At 76.4% G+C, this 20,208-nt stretch carries 22 protein-coding genes; 5 read left to right on the forward strand and 17 right to left on the reverse strand.

The genetic code is table 11. From position 1 onward, the window contains the following. Positions 1–445: 445 nt before the first annotated feature. The 10 genes from trpC to E9529_RS18015 all read right to left on the reverse strand — a co-directional run bounded on the left by trpC (position 446) and on the right by E9529_RS18015 (position 10,921). Positions 446–1,255, reverse strand: coding sequence for an indole-3-glycerol phosphate synthase TrpC (trpC, locus tag E9529_RS17970; RefSeq protein ID WP_236832637.1), 810 nt, complete (start codon positions 1,253–1,255; stop codon positions 446–448). Positions 1,256–1,408: 153 nt separating this feature from the next. Beyond that, positions 1,409–2,050: a Trp biosynthesis-associated membrane protein gene (locus E9529_RS17975; RefSeq protein ID WP_236832638.1), complete on the reverse strand. Its 642-nt coding sequence runs from the start codon at positions 2,048–2,050 to the stop codon at positions 1,409–1,411. Next, a complete protein-coding gene (locus E9529_RS17980) occupies positions 2,047–3,558 on the reverse strand; it encodes an anthranilate synthase component I (protein WP_236832639.1) in 1,512 nt (503 codons plus the stop codon). The genes E9529_RS17975 and E9529_RS17980 overlap by 4 nt, the downstream gene beginning before the upstream one ends. Next, a complete protein-coding gene (gene hisI, locus E9529_RS17985) occupies positions 3,555–3,932 on the reverse strand; it encodes a phosphoribosyl-AMP cyclohydrolase (protein ID WP_236832640.1) in 378 nt (125 codons plus the stop codon). The genes E9529_RS17980 and hisI overlap by 4 nt, the downstream gene beginning before the upstream one ends. Before the next feature lie 25 nt (positions 3,933–3,957). Further along, positions 3,958–4,665 (reverse strand): hypothetical protein, encoded by a 708-nt coding sequence (locus E9529_RS17990; protein ID WP_236832641.1) that lies wholly within the window; start codon positions 4,663–4,665, stop codon positions 3,958–3,960. Positions 4,666–4,675: 10 nt separating this feature from the next. Then, positions 4,676–6,346, reverse strand: a complete 1,671-nt coding sequence (locus E9529_RS17995; RefSeq protein ID WP_236832642.1) for an FAD-binding dehydrogenase — start codon at positions 6,344–6,346, stop codon at positions 4,676–4,678. A 93-nt stretch (positions 6,347–6,439) separates the two neighbouring features. Continuing rightward, on the reverse strand, positions 6,440–6,862 hold the full coding sequence (locus tag E9529_RS18000; protein WP_236832643.1) for a hypothetical protein: 423 nt from the start codon (positions 6,860–6,862) through the stop codon (positions 6,440–6,442). A 27-nt stretch (positions 6,863–6,889) separates the two neighbouring features. Next, a complete protein-coding gene (locus E9529_RS18005; protein ID WP_236832644.1) occupies positions 6,890–7,288 on the reverse strand; it encodes a hypothetical protein in 399 nt (132 codons plus the stop codon). Positions 7,289–7,313: 25 nt separating this feature from the next. Then, positions 7,314–9,149 carry an ABC transporter ATP-binding protein gene (locus E9529_RS18010; protein WP_236832645.1) on the reverse strand — a complete coding sequence of 612 codons (1,836 nt, stop codon included), beginning with the start codon at positions 9,147–9,149 and terminating at the stop codon, positions 7,314–7,316. Next, positions 9,146–10,921 carry an ABC transporter ATP-binding protein gene (locus E9529_RS18015; protein WP_236832646.1) on the reverse strand — a complete coding sequence of 592 codons (1,776 nt, stop codon included), beginning with the start codon at positions 10,919–10,921 and terminating at the stop codon, positions 9,146–9,148. The genes E9529_RS18010 and E9529_RS18015 overlap by 4 nt, the downstream gene beginning before the upstream one ends. 139 nt (positions 10,922–11,060) lie before the next feature. Here E9529_RS18015 and E9529_RS18020 point away from each other — a divergent pair, with 139 nt between their 5' ends. Next, the gene (locus E9529_RS18020) at positions 11,061–11,672 is read left to right on the forward strand and encodes a TIGR03085 family metal-binding protein (protein ID WP_236832647.1); all 612 of its coding nucleotides are present in this window, start codon (positions 11,061–11,063) and stop codon (positions 11,670–11,672) included. On the opposite strand, the gene E9529_RS18025 is transcribed toward E9529_RS18020, so the two are convergent. From E9529_RS18025 to E9529_RS18045, 5 genes are all read right to left on the reverse strand, one after another. Beyond that, on the reverse strand, positions 11,599–12,129 hold the full coding sequence (locus E9529_RS18025) for a hypothetical protein (RefSeq protein ID WP_236832648.1): 531 nt from the start codon (positions 12,127–12,129) through the stop codon (positions 11,599–11,601). The genes E9529_RS18020 and E9529_RS18025 overlap by 74 nt on opposite strands. Before the next feature lie 85 nt (positions 12,130–12,214). Continuing rightward, positions 12,215–13,009 (reverse strand): imidazole glycerol phosphate synthase subunit HisF, encoded by a 795-nt coding sequence (hisF, locus tag E9529_RS18030; protein WP_236832649.1) that lies wholly within the window; start codon positions 13,007–13,009, stop codon positions 12,215–12,217. Beyond that, on the reverse strand, positions 13,006–13,398 hold the full coding sequence (locus E9529_RS18035) for a RidA family protein (RefSeq protein ID WP_236832650.1): 393 nt from the start codon (positions 13,396–13,398) through the stop codon (positions 13,006–13,008). The genes hisF and E9529_RS18035 overlap by 4 nt, the downstream gene beginning before the upstream one ends. Then, positions 13,395–14,126: a bifunctional 1-(5-phosphoribosyl)-5-((5-phosphoribosylamino)methylideneamino)imidazole-4-carboxamide isomerase/phosphoribosylanthranilate isomerase PriA gene (priA, locus tag E9529_RS18040; RefSeq protein ID WP_236832651.1), complete on the reverse strand. Its 732-nt coding sequence runs from the start codon at positions 14,124–14,126 to the stop codon at positions 13,395–13,397. The genes E9529_RS18035 and priA overlap by 4 nt, the downstream gene beginning before the upstream one ends. Positions 14,127–14,163: 37 nt before the next feature. Further along, positions 14,164–15,012 carry an AraC family transcriptional regulator gene (locus tag E9529_RS18045; RefSeq protein ID WP_236832652.1) on the reverse strand — a complete coding sequence of 283 codons (849 nt, stop codon included), beginning with the start codon at positions 15,010–15,012 and terminating at the stop codon, positions 14,164–14,166. A 37-nt stretch (positions 15,013–15,049) separates the two neighbouring features. Here E9529_RS18045 and E9529_RS18050 point away from each other — a divergent pair, with 37 nt between their 5' ends. The 4 genes from E9529_RS18050 to E9529_RS18065 all read left to right on the forward strand — a co-directional run bounded on the left by E9529_RS18050 (position 15,050) and on the right by E9529_RS18065 (position 17,957). After that, a complete protein-coding gene (locus E9529_RS18050) occupies positions 15,050–15,598 on the forward strand; it encodes a TIGR03086 family metal-binding protein (protein ID WP_236832653.1) in 549 nt (182 codons plus the stop codon). Positions 15,599–15,644: 46 nt separating this feature from the next. Beyond that, complete coding sequence (locus E9529_RS18055) at positions 15,645–16,244, forward strand: nitroreductase family protein (RefSeq protein ID WP_236832654.1); 600 nt, start codon at positions 15,645–15,647, stop codon at positions 16,242–16,244. 56 nt (positions 16,245–16,300) lie between these two features. Continuing rightward, a complete protein-coding gene (locus tag E9529_RS18060) occupies positions 16,301–17,533 on the forward strand; it encodes a phosphotransferase (protein ID WP_236832655.1) in 1,233 nt (410 codons plus the stop codon). 94 nt (positions 17,534–17,627) lie between these two features. Continuing rightward, positions 17,628–17,957 (forward strand): hypothetical protein, encoded by a 330-nt coding sequence (locus E9529_RS18065; protein ID WP_236832656.1) that lies wholly within the window; start codon positions 17,628–17,630, stop codon positions 17,955–17,957. A gap of 71 nt (positions 17,958–18,028) precedes the next feature. Here the strand turns inward: E9529_RS18065 and E9529_RS18070 are convergent, their stop codons facing one another. Together E9529_RS18070 and E9529_RS22810 are read right to left on the reverse strand one after the other, a co-directional pair. After that, entirely contained in the window at positions 18,029–18,541 is a 513-nt protein-coding gene (locus E9529_RS18070; protein WP_374201373.1) for a response regulator transcription factor, read from the reverse strand. Further along, positions 18,501–20,084, reverse strand: coding sequence for a cell wall metabolism sensor histidine kinase WalK (locus E9529_RS22810; RefSeq protein WP_236832658.1), 1,584 nt, complete (start codon positions 20,082–20,084; stop codon positions 18,501–18,503). Before E9529_RS22810 ends, E9529_RS18070 begins: the two co-directional genes overlap by 41 nt. Positions 20,085–20,208 lie beyond the last annotated feature (124 nt).

Here is a 20,208-nt window from a genome sequence, read left to right on the forward strand (position 1 = left end):
GGCCACGATCTGCCCCAGCAGATCCACCGCCTCCGCCGCGCTGCGCTGGGCGGGCAGCCACGCCGACAGCGGCTCGTCCCACCGCTGCGGATCGGGGTCGGCGAGCTCCCAGGGCGAGGGCAGCGGGTCCACGAAGGACACCCCGACCCCCACCTGGAAACCCGCCGCCGACGACATACCCGCAGGCTAGGCCGGGGGTACGACAATTCCGGCCCAGCGGAGGAGGAGAGCCGGCGAGGGCACATCCCCCAGGGCCGGGGGCGCCGCAGCGGCCGGGGGTGCAGCAGCGGCTGCGGGTGCAGCAGCGGCTGGGGGCGCCGCAGCGGCCGGGAGCGCCGGCGAGCGCGGGTCACCGAGAGGATGCGTTGCGAGCAGGACGGACAACCGGGTCGGGCTGCCGCCGCCGACGACGCCGGCGGCCGGTCCGGTCGTCCGGGACGGACCGTCAGCGCGTGGTGCGCGGCGTGGCGGGGTGGCTGCCCGCCGTCACCAGGTCGGCGACCGCCTGGCGGGCGTCGCCGGCGGTGACCAGGCCCTCGCCCACCAGCACGGCGTCGGCCCCGGCGGCGGCGTAGCTGATCAGGTCGTGCGGGCCGCGGACGCCGGACTCGGCGACCTTCACGACCTCCGACGGCAGCCCCGGGGCGATCCGCTCGAAGGTCGAGCGGTCGACCTGCAGGGTGGTCAGGTCGCGGGCGTTGACGCCGATCACCGAGGCCCCCGCTGCCATGGCGCGGTCGGCCTCCGCTTCGGTGTGCACCTCGACCAACGCGGTCATGCCCAGCGACTCGACCCGCTCGAGGAGGCCGACGAGGACGTTCTGCTCCAGGGCCGCGACGATCAGCAGCACGACGTCGGCACCGTGCGCCCGCGCCTCGTGCACCTGGTAGCTGCTGACGATGAAGTCCTTGCACAGTACCGGCACGTCGACGACGGCCCGGACGGCGGCGAGGTCGGCGTGCGAGCCCCCGAAGCGGCGGCCCTCGGTGAGCACCGAGATGACCCGGGCACCACCGGCGGCGTACTGCTGCGCCAGCTGAGCGGGGTCGGCGATCTCGGCCAGGTCGCCCTTGGAGGGGCTGCGCCGCTTGACCTCTGCGATCACGCCGACACCGGGGGCGCGCAGCGCCGCCAGCGCGTCGCGCGCGGGGCGGGCCGCCTGCGCGGCCTCCTTCACCTCGTCCAGCGGCACCGCGGCCTCGCGGACGGCGAGGTCGGCGCGGACGCCCTCGATGATCTCGTCGAGCACGTTCACGGCGTGGCCGCAGCCTCGGCCGAGGTCCGGTGGTCGTTCATCGTCGCCACTGCTCCTCGTACGTCGATCCCGGGCGGATGGGTCGACCCACTGTAGAGGCGGGTCCTGCACCGCCCGGCCCGGGGGCGGGTCCGCCGATCCCGGGGCGTTCCGCTATGCGGAGCCGCCGGGGCGCGGGGCCGGCGGGGGCTCGGTCGGGTCCTCCCCGCGGTCCAGCGCCTTCCACGCGTCGTCCGCGCGGTCCTCCTCCGACCGCGGCGGGGCGGGCCCCGCCGCGCGCTCGTAGCGCTGCCCCATCGCCGGCCAGGCGGCCCCCCGGACGACGACGAGCAGCCCGGCCAGCACCGCCAGCACCCCGCCGACGACGGCGAGGCCCGGCCAGACCGCCGCGACCTCCACCGTCGTCCCGGTCACGCTGGTGCCGCTGACGCCGGGCAGGTCGGCGGCCGCGTCGGCCACTCCCCCGGCCAGCACCCGGGCCCCGGACCAGGCGAGCACACCGCCGCAGACCGCCACCAGCAGCCCCACGACCGCCCGCCCCGCGCCGCGCACCGCCAGCAGCGCGACCGCGGCGGCCAGCAGCACCAGCCCGGCGGCGGTCACGAGCGGGACCGCCGCACCGCCGGTGAGCGTCCCCGACACCGGCGGCAGCGGCGCCCGCCGCTCGGCGGTGACCTCCGCCCAGCGCTGGCTCGCGGCGGTCAGCGCCAGGGCCCCGGCCAGCGCGGCGCCCGCCACCGCGGCCGTCAGCTCCCGCCGGGCCCGCGACCGGCCCTCGCCCGGGGAGCCGCTCACCCGAGCTCCCGCAGCCTCTCGGCCGTCGCGATCGCCGACAGCACCGCGCGCGCCTTGTGACGGGTCTCGGCCTCCTCGGAGGCGGCGTCGCTGTCGGCCACGATGCCCGCGCCGGCCTGCACGTAGGCGCGGCCCTGGTGCAGGACGGCGGTGCGGATGGCGATCGCCATGTCCATGTCGCCGCTGGCGTCGACGTAGCCGACGGTGCCCGCGTACAGCGCCCGCCGGGTCGGTTCGAGCGACTCGATGATCGTCATGGCGCTGGGCTTGGGGGCGCCCGAGACGGTGCCCGCGGGGAACGTCGCGTCGAAGACGTCGAGGGCGTCGCAGCCGGGCCGTACCTCACCCGAGACGGTCGACACCAGGTGCATCACGTGGCTGTAGTGCTCGATCCGCATGAAGTCCGGCACCTCGACGCTGCCCGGCACGCACACCCGGCCCAGGTCGTTGCGGGCGAGGTCGACCAGCATGACGTGCTCGGCCCGCTCCTTGGGGTCGGCCAGCAGCCCCTCGGCCAGCCGGACGTCCTCCTCGGGGGTGGCCCCGCGCGGGCGGGTGCCGGCCGGCGGGTGCACGACGGCGGAGCTGCCGGCCACCGTCACCAGCGCCTCGGGCGAGGACCCCACCACGTCGAAGGGGCTCTCCCGGCCGGAGAACCGCAGCAGGTACATGTACGGCGACGGGTTGGTCGCGCGCAGCACGCGGTAGAGGTCCAGCGCCGCGACGTCGGTGACCAGCTCGAACCGCTGGGACAGCACCACCTGGAACGCGTCACCGGCCCGGATGTGCTCGCGCACCTCCTCGACGCCGTCCTGGAACACGCCCGGCGCGAGGTTGCTGCGCACCGACGCCGGCACGTCGGCGGGCTCGAGCACGGCCACGGCCGGCGGCGCCGGCCGGACCAGCGCGGCGGCCATGTCGTCGAGCCGGGCGACCGCGTCGTCGTAGGCGGCGGACCCCGCCCCGCTGCCGGGCAGCGCGTTGGCGATCAACAGCACCGACCCGTCGCTGTGGTCGAGCACGGCCAGGTCGGTGACCAGCATCATCGCCAGCTCGGGCATCCCGAGGTCGTCGGCGCTGGTGCTCGGCAGCCGCTCCAGCCGGCGGACGACGTCGTAACCGAGGTAGCCCACGAGGCCGCCGGTGAGCGGGGGCAGGCCGGGCGTGCGGGGCGAGCGCAGCCGCCGCGCCACCACCCGCACCGCCTCCAGGGGGTCCTCGGGGAGGTCGTCGGTGATCCCCGGGACGTCGTCGCCCAGCCACAGCGTGCGGCCGTCGCGCTCGGTGAGGACGCCGGCGCTGCGGACCCCGATGAAGCTGTACCGGGCCCACCGCTTCCCCTGCTCGGCCGACTCGAGCAGCACCGTGCCGGGGCGGTTGCCGGCCAGCTTGCGGTAGAGGCCGACGGCGGTCTCACCGTCGACGAGCAGGCGACGGGTGACCGGCACGACCGCCGCCCCCGAGGCCGCGAACTCCTCGGGCGACGGCGCGGTGACGCCGAACCTCACGGCGCGACCCCCTGCGCGGCGGGGAGCACCCGGTGGAAGCAGCTGCGCTCACCGGTGTGGCAGGCGGGACCCTCCTGGTCGACGAGCAGCAGCAGCGCGTCGCCGTCGCAGTCGAGGCGCACCTCGCGGACCCACTGGCGGTGCCCGGAGGTCTCGCCCTTGACCCAGTACTCCTGCCGGCTGCGCGACCAGTAGGTGGCCCGGCCGGTGGTCAGGGTGCGGCGGAGCGCCTCGTCGTCCATCCAGGCCACCATGAGCACCTCGCCGGTGTCGTGCTGCTGGACGACGGCGGCCACCAGGCCGGCGGGGTCGCGGCGCAGCAGGGCGGCCACCTCGGGGGCCGGCGCGGGGGCGGAGGGGTCGGTCGCGGGCATGCCGCCAGTGTGCCGTGCCCCCCGGTCAGCCTTGCGGGGCGGTGAACCAGCTGCGCCCGGCGCCGAACAGCACCAGCCCGAGGGCCACCAGCGGGGCCGCGGCGAAGAACAGGCTGAAGACGGCGACCACGCCGCCCACGTCGTCGGCGGCCGCGGCCGGGCCGAGCAGGTCGGTGAGCTGCGCCCACCAGTAGGCGGTGAGCAGCAACTGGACCCCGTGCGCCGCCAGCAGCACCAGCCACGCCACCCGGTTGCGCCGGCTGAGCGCCAGGATGCCGGCGGCCACCAGCAGCACCACCGAGACCACCTGGACGATCGACAGCACCCCGCCCTCGCGGGCGAACTCGTAGGCCTGGGTGGGCGCGGCGGTGGGGCTCTCCTCGATGGCCATCTGCGCCAGGGAGGCGAAGAACCACACGTACAGCGAGGCGATCAGCACCAGCACCGCCTGGACGAAGCTGAGCACCGCGGCGCCGATCACCTGGCCCGGCCGCCGCCCGGCCCGGAACGGGACCGGCCCACCGGGGAACGTCGTCGCGCCCCAGGCGCCGGGCCAGCCGTAGGGCGCGGGCGGAGCGTAGGGACCGGGCGGGGCGTAGGGCTGGTGCCCGTAGCCGTACGGCGGCGCGCCGTAAGGCGAGGCCGGCGGCAGCGTGGGCGGCGGACCGGTGTACGCCGGGCCCGGCTCGGTCGGCGTCGCCGGGTCCGACCAGGGGTCGCGGGGGGAGCTCACCGCTGCCCCGTCACAGCGCGGCCGCGAGCGCGCGGCCCGCGACCCGGCCGGAGAACAGGCAGCCGCCGAGGAACGTGCCCTCCAGCGAGCGGTAGCCGTGCACCCCGCCCCCGCCGAACCCGGCCACCTCGCCGGCGGCGTACAGCCCCGGGAAGACCTCGCCGCCCGGGCGGAGCACCCGGCCGGAGAGGTCGGTCTCCAGCCCACCGAGGCTCTTGCGGGTGATGACGTTGAGCCGGACGGCGACCAGCGGCCCGGCCTCGGGGTCGAGGATCCGGTGCGGCGGCGCCACCCGGATCAGCTTGTCGCCGAGGTAGTTGCGGGCACCGCGGATGGCGGTGACCTGCAGGTCCTTGGTGAACGCGTTGCCGACCTCGCGGTCGCGCGCCACCACCTCCCGCTCCACCTGCGCGAGGTCGAGCTCGGGGGCACCGCCGGTGACCCGGTTCATGCCGGCGACCAGCTCCGGCAGGGTGCGGGCGACGACGAAGTCCTCCCCCTTGTCGAGGAACGCCTGGACCGGACCGGAGACGCCGGCCTTCACCCGCGTCATCAGCAGCCGGAGGTCCTTGCCCGTGAGGTCGGGGTTCTGCTCGGAGCCCGACAGCGCGAACTCCTTCTCCACGATCTTGTGCGTGGCGACGAACCAGGTGTGCTCGTGGCCGGTCTGCCCGATGTGCGCGAGCGTGCCGAGGGTGTCGAACCCGGGGAACAGCGGCACCGGGAGCCGCCGGCCGGTGGCGTCGAGCCACAGCGACGAGGGCCCGGGCAGGATGCGGATGCCGTGCTTGTCCCAGACGGGCGAGTGGTTGGCGACGCCCTCGGTGTAGTGCCACATGCGGTCGCCGTTGACCAAGCTGGCCCCGGCCGCGACCGCGGCCTCCTGCATCTGCCCGTCGACGTGCGCGGGGACGCCGGAGAGCAGCCGCTGCGGGGCCGGGCCGAGCCGCGCCGGCCAGTACCTCCGGACCAGGTCGTGGTTGCCGCCGATGCCGCCGGAGGTGACGACGACGGCCTGCGCGGAGATCTCGAACTCGCCGACCTCGCTGCGCGAGCTGGCCTCGCCGCGCGCGACCGGGCTCGGTTCGAGCACCGCGCCCCGCACGCCGGTCACCGCCCCGCCGCTGACGACGAGCTCGCCCACCCGGTGGCGGAAACGCAGCTCGACGCGGCCCTCGGCCACCGCCGCCCGCACCCGGCGCTCGAAGGGGGCCACCACCCCGGGCCCGGTGCCCCAGACGATGTGGAAGCGCGGCACCGAGTTGCCGTGCCCGGTGGCCGTGTAGCCGCCGCGCTCGGCCCACCCGACGACCGGGAAGAAGCCGATGCCCTGCTCCTTGAGCCAAGCGCGCTTCTCCCCCGCTGCGAACTGCAGGTAGGCCTCGGCCCACTGCCGCGGCCAGTGGTCGCTGTCCCGGTCGAACCCGGCCGTGCCGAACCAGTCCTGGCGGGCGAGCTCCAGCGAGTCCCGCACCCGCAGGCGGCGCTGCTCCGGCGAGTCGACGAGGAAGAGCCCGCCGAAGGACCACCACGCCTGCCCGCCCAGCGACGCCTCGGGCTCCTGGTCGACCAGGATCACCCGCTTGCCGGCGTCCGCGAGCTCGGCGGTGGCGACCAGGCCGGCCAGGCCTGCCCCCACCACGACGACGTCTGCCTCCGTGCGGGCCTTCTCGGTGTCCACGACCGAGACGCTAGCGGGCACCCGCTGCAGCGCGCCGTCCTCCGGGGGCACGACTCGCCCGCCCGGGTGCCGTGGGGACCGGCCGGGGCACCGTCACCCGGCGGTCCAGCGGCGGACCCGCCGCGTCGAGGCGAGCACCGCGGCGAGCACCGGGAGGACGAGCTGGAGCAGCGCCAGGGCCGGGACGCCCCCCTCGGGAGCGCCGGCGCCGGCCACCGCGCCGGCGCCGGTGAAGAGGGCGATCGGCAGCCAGGCCAGCGCCATCGGCAGCCACCCGCGCCGGGCCAGCAACCAGAAGGCGGCGAACAGCTGCACCAACGGGGCGATCAGCAGCAGCCACGTCCACGAGACCCCGGAGGTGACCGCCTGCGAGCCCTCCAGGCCCAGGACGAGGAGGGCCAGCAGCACCGAGGGCATCGCGCCGATGACCCCGATGGCCGCAGCGACCAGCGCGATGCCGGGGATCCGCGGGGAGGTACTGTCCGCGTCCCCGCGCGCCCGCGGTCCAGAGCCCATCCCGGCAGGCTAGACAACGCCGGCCGCTCAACGTCGGGTGCGCCGTCGGACGCTCGGCGACGCCGAGAGCGCGAGGGCGACGAGCAGGCCGGCGAGCAGCAGGGCTGCCGGTCCGGCGATCACCTCCCCGCCGTCGGCGAGGGCGCGGACGAGGACCCAGCCGGCCAGCACCGCGGCCAGCCCCGCACCGCCAGCCAGCACCGACCAGGTGCGCCGGAGCAGCAGCAGGACCCCACCGGCCAGGAGCAGCAGGGCCGCGGCGAGCGGCAGCAGCGCCAGGAACCGCTCTCCGGCTGCCTCGGAATCCAGTCCGCCGAGCGCCCAGATGACGAGCGCCGCCCACAGCAGGGGCAGCGTGGCCAGGAAGGCGAGCACGGCCGACACCACGGCGGCGGCGCGGCCGCGGTCCTGACGGTCCGGAGGCATCTGCCGACCGTAGGGGCAGCAGCGCTCAGCGCGCGGGTTCCGGCTCGCCCGCCGAGGAGCGGCGCCAGGAGGCGTGCAGGCGGGCGTAGGGCCCCTCTGCGTCGACGAGCTCGGCGTGCGTGCCGCGCTGGACGACGTGCCCGGCGTCGACGACCAGCACCTCGTCGGCGCGCTCGGCGGTGGAGAGCCGGTGGGCGATGGTGAGCGTCGTCCGGCCCTCGGTGAGGGTGTCCAGCGCACGGGTGAGCCGCTGCTCGGTGGCCGGGTCGACCGCGCTGGTGGCCTCGTCGAGCACCAGCAGGTCGGGGTCGGCGACGTAGGCGCGGGCCACCGCGACCAGCTGCCGCTCCCCCGCGGACAGCGACTCGCCGCGCTGCCCCACCGCCGTCGCGACGCCCGCGGGCAGGCCGGCGACCCACGCGCCGAGGCCGAGGTCGTCGAAGGCGGCGACGACGTCGTCGTCGGTCATGCCGGGGCGGCCGTAGCGCACGTTGTCGGCGACGCTGGCGTCGAACAGGAAACCGTCCTGCGGCACCATCACCACCCGGGCGCGCAGCGAGGCGAAGGCGACGTCGGCCAGCGGCACCCAGCCCGCGTCGCGGGAGCCCAGGAGCACCCGCCCCTCGACCGGGTCCATGAGCCGGGTGACGAGCTTGGCGAAGGTGGTCTTGCCCGAGCCGGTCTCCCCGACGATCGCCACGCGGGTGCGCGGGTCGATGGCGAGGTCGACGGCGTCGAGCGCCGCCCGGGCGCCCGGCGCGTACCGGAAGGTGACGTGCTCGAACCGCACGCCCAGCGGCCCGGCGGGCAGCTCGCGCACCCGGTCGGGGGTGGCCACGGCCGGGTCGCGGACGTCGGGCTCGGTGTCGAGCACGTCGAGCACCCGCCGGAAGCCGGCGACCGCGTTCTGCGCCTCGTTGAGCACCTCGCTGGCGGTCTGCACCGGGGCGACGAAGAGGGTGACCAGGAAGAGGAAGGCCACCAGGGTGCCGGGCGTGATGTCACCGGCCAGGCCGAGGAGCACGCCCACGACGACGACCGCGGCGTTGGCGACGGCCGCGACGAACTCACCGCTGACGAACACCGCGGCGGTCACCTTCTGCGCGTCGACCTGGGCGCGGTAGTGCCGGTCGATCGCGGCGTCGAGCCGCTCGGCGGTGCGGGCACGGACCCCGTAGACCCGCACCGTCGAGGCGCCGACGACCGACTCGGAGACCGCGGCCAGCACGTCGCCGACCCGCTCGCGGACCACGCCGTACACCTGCACCAGCCGGCGGGCGAACCAGCGGACGGCGAACACCAGCGGGACGAAGCAGACCAGCACCAGCAGCGTGAGCTGCCAGGAGTACACGAACATGACGACGGTGGCGACGACGAGCTGGCCGACGCTGACCAGCCCCAGCACGCCGCCCCACTGCATGAACACCGAGAGCTGGTCGACGTCGCTGGTGACCCGCGAGACCAGGGAACCGCGCCGCTGCCCCTGCTGGTGCAGCACCGAGAGGTCGTGCACGTGGCGGAACGCCCGCTCCCGGAGGCCGGCCAGCGCGGTCTCGGTGGTGCGGAACAGGCGCACGTTCATGCGGTAGACCGCGACGGCGGTGAGCACCACGACGACGGCGCAGCCCGCGACCACCCAGGAGACCAGCCCCAGGTCGGGCCCCCCGGCCGCAGCCAGGCCGCGGTCGATGACCTGCTGCACCGCGATCGGGACGACCACCCGGCCGGCCGTGGCGAGCAGCGCCAGCGCGAAGGTGACCGGCAGACCGCGCCGGAACTCCGGCATCATGCGCAGGCCCCGCCGCAGCGTGGCCAGGGCGCCCTCGTCCGTGCGGTCGGGCAGCTGCGTCGCGGCGGTCACGCCGGCACCTCCGCCTGCGCGTAGGCCCGCACCAGCGCCGCGTAGCCCGGGACGTCGGCCAGCAGCTCCTCGTGGGTGCCGCGGGCGACGGCGCGGCCGTCCTCCAGCCACACCACCTCGTCGGCCAGGGCGATGGTCGCCTGGCGGTAGGCGACCACGACCACGGTCGTCGGCGTCCCGCTGGTGCGCAGCGCGTCGAGGATGCGCGCCTCCACGGCCGGGTCGACGGCGCTGGTGGCGTCGTCGAGGACCAGCAACCGGGGGCGGCGGACGACGGCGCGGGCGAGCGCGAGGCGCTGGCGCTGGCCGCCGGAGAGGGAGGCGCCGCGCTCGCCGACGCGCGTGTCGAGCCCGTCGGGCAGCGCGGCGACGAACTCGTCGGCGGCCGCGACCCGCAGCGCCGCCCGCACCTCGTCGTCATCCACCGGGGCGCCGAGGGTGACGTTGCCGCGCACCGTGTCGTCGAAGAGGAACGCGCTCTGCGCGACGAACGCCGCCTGGGTGCTCACCTCGCCCTCCCGCAGCCGGCGCAGGTCCACGCCGTCGAGGAGGACGGTGCCGTCGCCGGGGTCGACCAGGCGCACGAGCAGGCCGGCGAGCGTCGACTTGCCCGACCCGGTGGGGCCCACGACCGCGACCGTCCGGCCGGCGGGCACGTCGAAGGTCACCGCCTCCAGCGTCGGGCGGCCCCCGCCGTCGTAGCGGAACCCGACGTCGCGCAGCCCGAGCCCGGCGCCGCCCGCGCGGGGCACGGCGGTGTCGGGCCCGTAGGGCGTCTCGCCGGTCGCCTCGAGGACGGGGGTGACGCGGTCGAAGCCGGCCAGCGCCCGCGGCAGGTCGGCCAGCACCCAGCCGATGGCGCGGATGGGCAGCGCCAGCAGGGTGAACAGGTAGGCGATCGAGACCAGCTCGCCGGCATCGGTCGCACCGTCGGCCACCCGGCCGGCCCCGATGACCAGGACGGCGAGCGTGCCGAGGTTCGGCAGCGCCTCCATCAGCGGGTCGAACAGCCCGCGCACCCGGCCGACGGCGACCAGCCCGTCGCGCAGCTCCTGCGCCCGGCCGGCGAAGCGCGCGGTCTCGGTCTCCTCGCGGCCGAGGGTCTTCACCACCAGGGCGGCGTCGAAGCTCTCGTGCGCGATCTCGCTGACCTCGGCGCGCAACTGCTGGGCCCGCTGCATCCGGGGGCTCATCACCTGCGAGTAGACGACGTTCGCGGCGAAGACCAGCGGGAAGACCACCAGGCCGACCAGCGCGAGCAGCGGGTCGGTGAGGACCAGGGCGACGCTGGTGATCGCGATCATCACCAGGGCGCCGCACGCGAACGGCAGCGGCGCGACGAAGAACCAGGCCGCCTCGACGTCGGAGTTGGCGTTGGAGAGCAGCTGCCCCGTGGGGTGTCGCTGGTGCCAGGAGAGCGGCAGCCGGAGGTACTGGCCGGTGACCCGGCGGCGGTACTCGGCCTGCAGCCGGTAGCTCATGATCCCGGCGAACAGCCGGCGGCCGATGATGCCGAGGATCTTCAGCAGCGCGACGCCGAGGATGGCGACGACGGCCAGGGTCAGGGCGGCCCCGGTGGTGGCGCCGTCGCGGAAGGAGGGCAGCAGCACCCGGTCGGTGACCTCGCCGATGACGTAGGCGCTGGCGACCGTCATCGCGCCGTAGAGGCTGCTGGCCAGCAGCGCGAGGGTGAACATGCCCGGCTGCTCGGCGATCGCCCGCCGGACGTGGCGGAGCCCGCGTCGGACGACGGCCTCTCTGCGGCGGGACACGGGGCTCCTCGGGTGTGCGGGCGGCCCGGCCAGGATGCCGGACGGTCGTTAGGAACGCTAAGCGGCTGGAACCGCGCGCGCACCCGACTTGTTCCCGGCCCGGGTGTCGCCCGGCGCGGCGGCCCGGTATGCAGGGGCGATGAGCGCCTCTCCCCCCTCCCTGCCGGCCCGCGAGCGCGCCGCACTGGCCGACCTCCTCGACGAGCTGGGGCCGGACGCGCCGACCTGCTGCGAGGGGTGGACGACGGCGCACCTGGCCGCGCACCTGGCCGTCCGCGACCGGCGGCCCGACGCGCTGCCGGGTTACGGGCTGGAGCTGCTGCCCGGCGGCGGGCGGCTGGCCTGGTGGTCGCACCGGCTGGAGGACCGGCTGCGCACCTCCACGCCCTACGCCGAGGTGGTCGGGCGGGTGCGCTCCGGGCCGCCGGTGTGGTCGCCGACGGCGCTGCCGGCCGTGGCGACGGCGATCGACACGGCGGAGTACGCCATCCACCACGAGGACGTCCGCCGCGCCCAGCCGGGGTGGGAGCCGCGCCCGCTGCCCCGGGAGGAGCAGGACCGGCTGTGGGCGGGCCTGGCCCTGCACGCCCGGCGCGCCGCCGGCCGCCGCGGCCTCGTGCTGCGCCGCAGCGACGCCCCGGGCACCGAGAAGCGGTTCGGGGACGCGGGGCGGACCGTCACCGGCGAGCCGCTGGAGCTGATGCTCTGGGTCTCCGGCCGCCGCGGCGTCGCCCGCGTCGACGTGAGCTGACGTCGCTCGCGGGTCCGGGGGTGGCGAGGCGGTCCAGGGCGTCTCGCCACAGCCGCGGGAACAGGCGCGGTCCGACCAGCCGCTGGACCGCGAGGATCGCCCGGCCCCGGGCACCCCGTGGGCGCCCGTGGTCGATCATGGCGTCCACCCGGCTCCCGCCGTCCGGGCCGGGGCTGATCAGGACCTCACCGCGACCACCGTCGCAGTGATCGCTCTCCACCAGCGTCCAGCGGATCGTCCCGGGTGGCTCCCACTCGTAGCGCAGGACCACCCAGATGCGGACCCCCGGACTCCCCTCCCGGACGACGGCCCAGTTCTCGCCCGACTCCCGCACCTCGTACTTCGCCGGGTCCAGGGTGCGGCGCCAGATCTCGAGGCGGCGGTCGCTGACATCGGTGAAGGCCGCGAACACCTGCCCGGGCGTGGCCTTCGTGGTCAGGCTGTAGCGGAAACGCATGGCCGGTCCCTCCCGCGGCAGGCGGCACGCGGACGACTCATCATCCACCGGCGCCCGGCAGTGCGGGAGGGGTTCCGGCGCCCGGTCAGCTGAGCGGGGTGTCGCCCTCGCGGCGCACCGGAACGCCGGCGTCGGCCAGCCCGGCCTTGACGTCGCCGACCCGGAGCTGGCCGAAGTGGAAGACGCTCGCGGCGAGCACCGCGTCGGCGCCCGCGGCGACCGCCGGCGGGAAGTGCTCGACCGCGCCCGCTCCCCCGCTGGCGATCAGCGGGACCGCGACCTCGCGGCGCACCTGGGCGATGAGGTCGGTGTCGAAGCCGGCGCGGGTGCCGTCGGCGTCCATGGAGTTGAGCAGGATCTCCCCGACGCCGAGCTCCGCGGCCCGCACGCACCACTCCACGGCGTCCCGGCCGGTGCCCCGGCGGCCGCCGTGCGTGGTGATCTCGTAGCCCGAGTCGGTGACGGCGCCGTCGCGGACCCGCCGGGCGTCCAGCGAGAGCACGAGCACCTGGCTGCCGAAGCGCTGCGCGATCTCGGCGATCAGCTCCGGCCGGGCGACGGCGGCGGTGTTCACCGCGACCTTGTCCGCGCCGGCGCGCAGCAGCTTGTCGACGTCCTCGACCCCGCGCACGCCCCCGCCGACGGTGAGCGGGATGAAGACGCTCTCGGCGGTGCGGCGGACGACGTCGTAGGTCGTCTCCCGGTTGCCGGAGCTGGCGGTGATGTCGAGGAAGGTGAGCTCGTCGGCACCCTCGGCGTCGTAGACCCGGGCCATCTCCACCGGGTCGCCGGCGTCGCGCAGGTCCACGAAGTTGACGCCCTTCACCACCCGCCCGGCGTCGACGTCGAGGCACGGGATGACCCGCACGGCGAGCGTCACGCCGCGGGCTCCCGCACCGCGTCGGCCTCGATCTCCACCAGCAGCTCCGGGTCGATGAGCGCCGACACCTCGACCATCGTCGACGCCGGGCGGATCGCGCCGAACACCTCGCCGTGGGCGCGGCCGACCTCCTCCCAGCGGCTGATGTCGGTGACGTACATGCGGGTGCGGACGACGTCGGACAGCGCGAAGCCGGCGCGCTCCAGCGACCGCTCGATCGTGGCCAGCACCTGCCTGGTCTGCCCCGCGGCGTCCCCGGGGTGGGCGACGGCGCCGTCCACGAGCGCGGTCGTGCCGCTCACCCATGCCGTGTCGCCGCGGACGACGATCCGGCTGTAGCCGACGACCGGCTCCCAGGGGTTCTCCGAGCCCAGGTTGAGCACCGTCATGCCAGGGCCTCGGTGACCTGCAGCGCCTCGGGCAGCGTGAAGGCCCCGGCGTACAGCGCCTTGCCGACGATCGCGCCCTCGACGCCGATCGAGGTGAGCCCGGCCAGCGCGCGGATGTCGTCGAGCGAGCTGACCCCGCCGGAGGCGACCACCGGCCGCGGGGTGGCCGCGCACACCTCGCGCAGCAGCTCCAGGTTCGGGCCGCGCAGCGTGCCGTCCTTGGTGATGTCGGTGACCACGTACCGGGCGCAGCCCTCGGCGTCGAGGCGGGCGAGGGTCTCGTAGAGCTCGCCGCCCTCGCGGGTCCAGCCGCGGGCGGCCAGCCGGGTGCCCCGCACGTCCAGGCCGACAGCGATGCGGTCGCCGTGCTCGGCGATGGCCCGGGCGCACCACTCGGGCGACTCGAGGGCGGCGGTGCCCAGGTTGACCCGGCGGCAGCCGGTGGCCAGCGCGGCGGCCAGCGACTCGTCGTCCCGGATCCCTCCGGAGAGCTCGACGTCGACGTCGAGCTCGCCGACCACCCGGGCCAGCAGCTCCCGGTTGGTGCCCCGGCCGAAGGCGGCGTCGAGGTCCACGAGGTGGACCCACTCGGCGCCGTCGCGCTGCCACTGGAGGGCGGCGTCGAGGGGGTCGCCGTAGGAGGTCTCGCTCCCGGCCTCCCCCTGCACGAGACGGACGGCCTGGCCGTCGGCGACGTCGACGGCGGGGAGCAGCTGCAGCTTCGGCACGGTGCCCAGCCTAGGGACCGACTCCTCGTCGCCTGCGTCACCTACCGGCCGCGTGCGCGGCGGCGAACCGGCCGGGGGTCGTGCCGGTCACCCGGGCGAAGTCGCGGGTGAAGTGCGCCTGGTCGGCGTAGCCCAGCACCGCGGCCACCTCCCCCAGGCCGGCCGGCCGCCCGCGCAGCCGCTCGGCGGCCTCCTGCAGGCGGCGGCGCTGGATCAGCCACTTCGGGGTCAGCCCCAGCCGCCGGTGCACCAGCCGCTGCAACGCGCGCTCCGACAGCCCGAACCGCTCGCACACCTGCGCGACCCGCACGACCTCGCGATCGCCCTCGACGAAGGCGACCACCTCGTTGACCAGGCGGCCCTCGTCGTCGACCGGCAGGAAGGGCCGCAGCGCGTCGCCGAACGCGGCCATCGCCGCGCCGTGCGCCTCCGGGGAGCGCGGGTCCGGCGTCATGGCGGCCCGCACCCGCCCGGTCAGCTCCTCCCCCGCGGCCCCGAGCACCTCGGCGACGTCGACGTGCCGGCCCGTGTACCGGCTCATCGGCCCACCGGTGAGCAGCGCGCCGGCGGCCGGGGCGCACATGACGCCGACGGCCCACCCCTCGCCGGTGAGCGTCGTCGTCGACAGCCCCGGGACCACGCCGTAGAAGCGGGCGTAGCCGTCCGCGACGACCAGCAGCGCGACCGGGTACTGCAGCACCCGCTGCGGCGCCTCCCGCCCGGGGGGCACCGACCAGACGGGGACCCAGAACCGCTGCAGCAGCCCCTCGAACTCCGGCGCGGCGGTGTAGCGGTGCATCACGTGCGAGGCGTCGCCCGGCTCCCTCAGGTGGGCGCGCTCGACCACGTCCAGGGCACGCGGCGCCGGCGCGCTGTCGGGTTCCATCAAGACGGAGCCTGCCGCACGGCCCTAGGTTCCGGCCATGACCCGCACCGTTTCGAGCTACCGAGCCGCCGAACGCCCGCTCACCGCCCTGCTCGACGCCGTCCCCGCCGGCGGCTGGACCAACCCGTCCCCCTGCGAGGGGTGGACCGCCGCCGACGTCGTCGAGCACCTGGTCACCACCCAGCGCGACTTCCTCGCCACCCACGGCGCGGACCTCGGCCCGGCGCCGGACGTGGCCGCCGACCCGGCCGCCGCCTGGCGCGCGCACGCCCGGCGGGCGGCCGAGGTGCTGGCCGACGACGCCGTGGCCGGCCGGGAGTTCGACGGCTTCTTCGGGCCGACGACGGTCGGCGCCGCGCTCGAGCAGTTCTACGTCTGGGACATGGTCGTGCACCGGTGGGACCTCGCCCGCGCCGTCGGCGCGGACGCCGGCCTCACCGACGAGGAGCTGGACCGGGTCGAGGCCGGCGCGGACGGCTTCGGCCCGGCGCTGCACATGGAGGGCATCTGCCGCCCCGCCGTCGACGTGCCCGGGTCCGCCGACCGCACCACGCGGGTGCTCGCCCGGCTGGGCCGGAGCGCCTGACCGGCCCGCGCGCCGGTGCGGCAGGCTGACGGCGTGGAGTGCTGCCGTGGAGTTCGCTGACGTCGTCCGCCGCCGCCGCATGGTGCGCGACTACGACCCCGACCGACCGGTGCCGCCCGAGGTGCGGGAGAAGCTGCTCGCGCACGCCATCCGGGCGCCGTCGGCCGGCTTCAGCCAGGGCTGGGCGTTCCTGGTGCTGGAGACGGCCGAGGAGCGCGACCGCTTCTGGTCGGCCACCACCGACGGGGGCGCCCCCGACGGCTGGCTCACCCGCATGCGCCGGGCGCCGCTGCTGGTGGTGCCGCTGGCCAACAAGAGCGCCTACCTGGACCGCTACGCCGAACCGGACAAGGGCTGGACCGACCGCGACGAGGCCCGCTGGCCGGTGCCGTACTGGGACGTCGACGCCGGCATGGCCTCGCTGCTGATGCTGCTCACCGCGGTCGACGAGGGGCTCGGCGCCTGCTTCTTCGGCGTCCCGGCGCACCGCGTCGACGCCTTCCGGGCCGCCTTCGGGGTGCCGGACGCCTACCGGCCCGTCGGCTGCGTCTCGGTCGGCTACCCGGGCACGGAGGACCGCCGGTCGCCGTCGCTGCGCCGGGGCCGGCGGGGCGTCGACGAGGTGGTGCACCGGGGCCGCTGGTGAGAGCACCCTCACCGGGGTCTCACCCGCCGCTCACCGCCGGGGGCGAGGCTGCCGGGGTGGACAGCGGCCTGCTCTGCCCCGCCCGGGTGCCCCCGTCGTGGCCGCCCTCGCTGCAGCTGCTGCTGGGCGAGCCGGCCGGTGAGCTGTGGTCGGCCGTGCTCGGGCCGCTCTCCGGCCGGCTCCGCACGCTGGCCGCCACCTCGGTGCACCTGCGCCCGGACGGCACGGCGACCGTGCGCCACACCGCCCTCGTGGACTGGGCCGACGGTCGCGCCACCCGCGAGCACCTCGTGGCAGCGACCGGGTCGGCGATCCCGGCCGGTGCCGCCGTCGTCGAGGGCGCGGCGGGGGGCACCCCGGTCGCGGTGGGGCTCTGGCGGTGGCCGCTGGACCCCGCGCTGCCCGGGCTGGCCTGGGCGACGTCGGCGGCCGGGGTCGCCGAGCGGCTGGGCGCGCTGGGGCTCCACGTCCCCGGCCCCCGGCTGCGGTTGCGCAGCTACCGGCCCGGCCGGCGCGCGGTCGTCGAGGTGACCTCACCGGCGGGCCGCTGGTTCCTCAAGGTGGTCCGGCCCGCCGCGGTGGCCGACCTCGTGCGCCGCCACGCCGCGCTGGCCCCGGCGCTGCCGGTGGCGCCCGTGCTGGCGCACACCACCGACGGCGTCGTCGTGCTGCCCGCCCTGCTGGGCACGCCGCTGCGGGCCGCGCTGGCCGGCGATCCCCGGCAGCTGCCCGGCCCGGAGGCCCTCGAGGCGCTGCTCGACCGGCTGCCGGAGGTGGCGCCGCGGAGGGGGCGCGGCGCTCCCGGCGACCCGATGCCGGCCGTGCGGGCGCACGCGTCGGTGCTCGGGACGGTCTGCCCCGCGCTGGCGCCCCGGCTGGACCGGCTCACCGCGGCGGTGGCGGCGGGTGCGGGCCGGCACCCCGTGGTGCCGGTGCACGGCGACCTCTACGAGGCGCAGCTCCTCGTGGAGGCCGGGTCGGTGGTGGGCCTGCTGGACGTGGACACGACCGGCCCGGGCGCGCGGATCGACGACTGGGCCACCCTGCTGGGCCACCTCGTCCTGCTGGAGCACCTGACCGGGGACCCCGCACCGATCGCCGCCTACCGCGACCGGGTGGAGCGGCTGCTCGCGGGGCGCTGGCCCGGCGGCGAGCTGGCCGCCCGGGTGGCCGGGGTGCTCGTGGGGCTGGCGACCGGGCCCTTCCGGGTGCAGCAGGCGGGCTGGGCCCAGGCGACCGAGGCCCGGCTCGCGCTCGCCGAGCGGTGGGCCACCGCCTCGGCCGGATGAGAGCGCCCTCACCGCCGTCTCCCGGGCACCTCACCGGCGACGGGCACCGTGGTCCTCGTCAGCGCACCACCACCGTCCACGGGAGGACCGCACCATGAGCAGCACGCCCGCCACCTGGAAGATCGTCACCTTCGGCACCGCGCTCGCCGGGCTCGGTGTCGCCGGCGTCGGCGTCGCCGCGGCGACCGACGACGGGAGCTCGTCGCAGCTGCCGGCGGCCGTCTCCGTCGCCGCGGACGAGAGCCCGGACGCCTCGCCCGACGACGACGCCGTCGCGGACGCCTCCGCGGACACGTCCGACGGCGACGACGGCACCCCCGACATCGACACCCCCGACATCGACAGCCCGGACGTCGACAGCCCCGACGTCCACACCCCCGACGTCGACAGCCCGGACGACGGCTCCCCCGACGCCGACGACTGATCGTCGCCCCGGCCCCGGCCCCGGACCCGGCCCCGGACCCGACCCGGGCCCGGGGCCGCCGGCTGCGCGGGTCAGACGGCGAGGCGGTAGCCCATCCCCCGCACCGTCTCGATGCGGTCGGCCCCGAGCTTCTTGCGCAGGTAGCGCACGTAGACGTCGACGACGTTCGAGCCGGGGTCGAAGTCGTAGCCCCAGACCTGGCTGAGCAGCTGCTCGCGGGCCAGCACCTGACCGGGGTGGCGCAGGAAGGTCTCGGCGAGCGCGAACTCGCGGGCGGACAGGTCGACGGTGCGGCCCTCGACGTCCGCCCGCCGGGTGCGCAGGTCCAGCGACAGACCGCCGGCGGTCAGCACGGTCACCTCGCCCTCGCGGGCGCCGGCCAGGCGGAGCCGCACCCGGGCCAGCAGCTCCTCGAAGCGGAACGGCTTGGCCATGTAGTCGTCCGCGCCGCCCTCCAGCCCCGCCACGGTGTCCTGCACGCTGTCCCGCGCGGTGAGCACGACCACCGGGACCCGGCAGCGCTCGGCCCGCAGCGCACCCGGCTCATCGGCGCCCCCCTTCGGTCGGTGCGGAGCACGCGCCACCGACCAGCGGCGGCGTCGACAGCGAGTCGTCGACGGTGTCGTCGGCGTCCGGCAGCAGGTCGGCCGGGCCGGCGTCCCGTGGCGGTGCCGGCCGCGCGGGCAGCACCAGGGTGAACGTCGCCCCCTCGCCCGGGCGGCTGTGCAGCTCGACCGAGCCACCGTGGGCGGCCGCGATGGCCTGCACGATCGCCAGGCCCAGGCCCGCGCCGTCGCTGCGCCGGGCCCCGGAGCTGCCGCGCGCGAACCGCTCGAACACCCGCTCCTGGTCCGCCACGGGGATCCCGGGCCCGGTGTCGTCGACCCAGACCAGCAGCCGGTCGCCGCTGAGCCGGCTGCCGAGCACGATGCGGTCCCCCGGTCCGGTGTGGTGGACGGCGTTGTCGGCCAGGGCGATGACCGCCTGGGTGAGCCGCTGCGGGTCGAGCAGCAGGTCGGCGCGGGCGACGGCGCCCAGCTGCCAGTCGCGGTCGCCGAGCCGCCGCACCTTGCCGAAGATGTCCGCGGTCACCTCCGCGACGTCGACCGGCTGGGTCCGGACGAACTCGGGCTGCTCGGCGCGGGCCAGCAGCAGCAGGTCGGACACCATGCGGTTCATCCGCTCCAGCTCGTCGTCGACCAGCGCCACGGTCTGCCGGACGTCCTCGGGGTCGGCCGGGTCGAGCACCTCGAGGTGGCCGCGGACGATGGTGATCGGGGTCCGCAGCTCGTGCCCGGCGTCGTCGAGGAAGCGGCGCTGCGCGGCCACCCCGCTCTCCACGCGGTCCAGCATCCCGTTGACGGCGACGGCGAGGTCGGCGAGCTCGTCGGCGGGGCGGCCCTCGACCGGGATGCGGCCGGACAGGTCGGTCTCGGTGATGCCCTGCGCGGTGGCCGCGACCGCCCGGACCGGGGCGAGGACGCGACCGGCCACGACCCACGCTCCTGCCGCGGCCAGCAGGACGGTGAGCGCACCGACACCCAGCATCAGCCGGGCGGTGTCGTCGGCGGCCTGCCGTTCCTGGTCGGCGAAGTAGGCGACGACGGCCACGCCGCGGGCGGGGTCGCCCTCGAGCGCCACCGGGACGGCGAGGTAGCGGACCTCCCCGGCGCCGCTGTCGTAGCGGCCGGCGGTCGTCTCGGTGACCGACCCGACGAGCTCGGTGAACGTCGCGTCCTCGCTGAGCAGCACCGGCGCCTCGATGCGGCTCTGGAAGCGGTACGCGCCGTCGACGTAGCCGAGGAACTTCTCGTTGGGGCGGGCCAGGTTGTACTGGATGACGGTCTCCAGCACCTCGGCGACGGAGTCGAACGGCGCGCCGGTCTCCGGGTCGATGCCCGAGGCCACGATCTGCGAGAACTCGACGACCTCGGCCTCGAGGGCCAGGTCCATCCGCTCGTCGGTCGCGCGGATCAGCAGGCGCCAGGTGACCAGGTCGACCAGCGCCAGCGCCAGCAGGACCAGCAGCAGGACCCAGCCGATGATCCGCGTGCGGGCGGCCCGCGGCGCCCACCGGCCGCGGAGCCGGTCGCGCCACCCGGTCGGGGCGCGCTGGTCTGCGCTCACGGTTGGGCCGTCACCGTCGCTCCCGCCGTCTCAGTCGTCGCCATCGTCGTCGTCATCGTCGTCGTCATCGTCGTCGTCGTCACCACCGGGGAGCGGGGGCGGGGGGACCACGCCGCCTCCGGGG

It is taken from the genome of Blastococcus sp. KM273128 (genome assembly GCF_021698975.1).
In the GTDB taxonomy this organism is placed as follows: domain Bacteria; phylum Actinomycetota; class Actinomycetes; order Mycobacteriales; family Geodermatophilaceae; genus Blastococcus.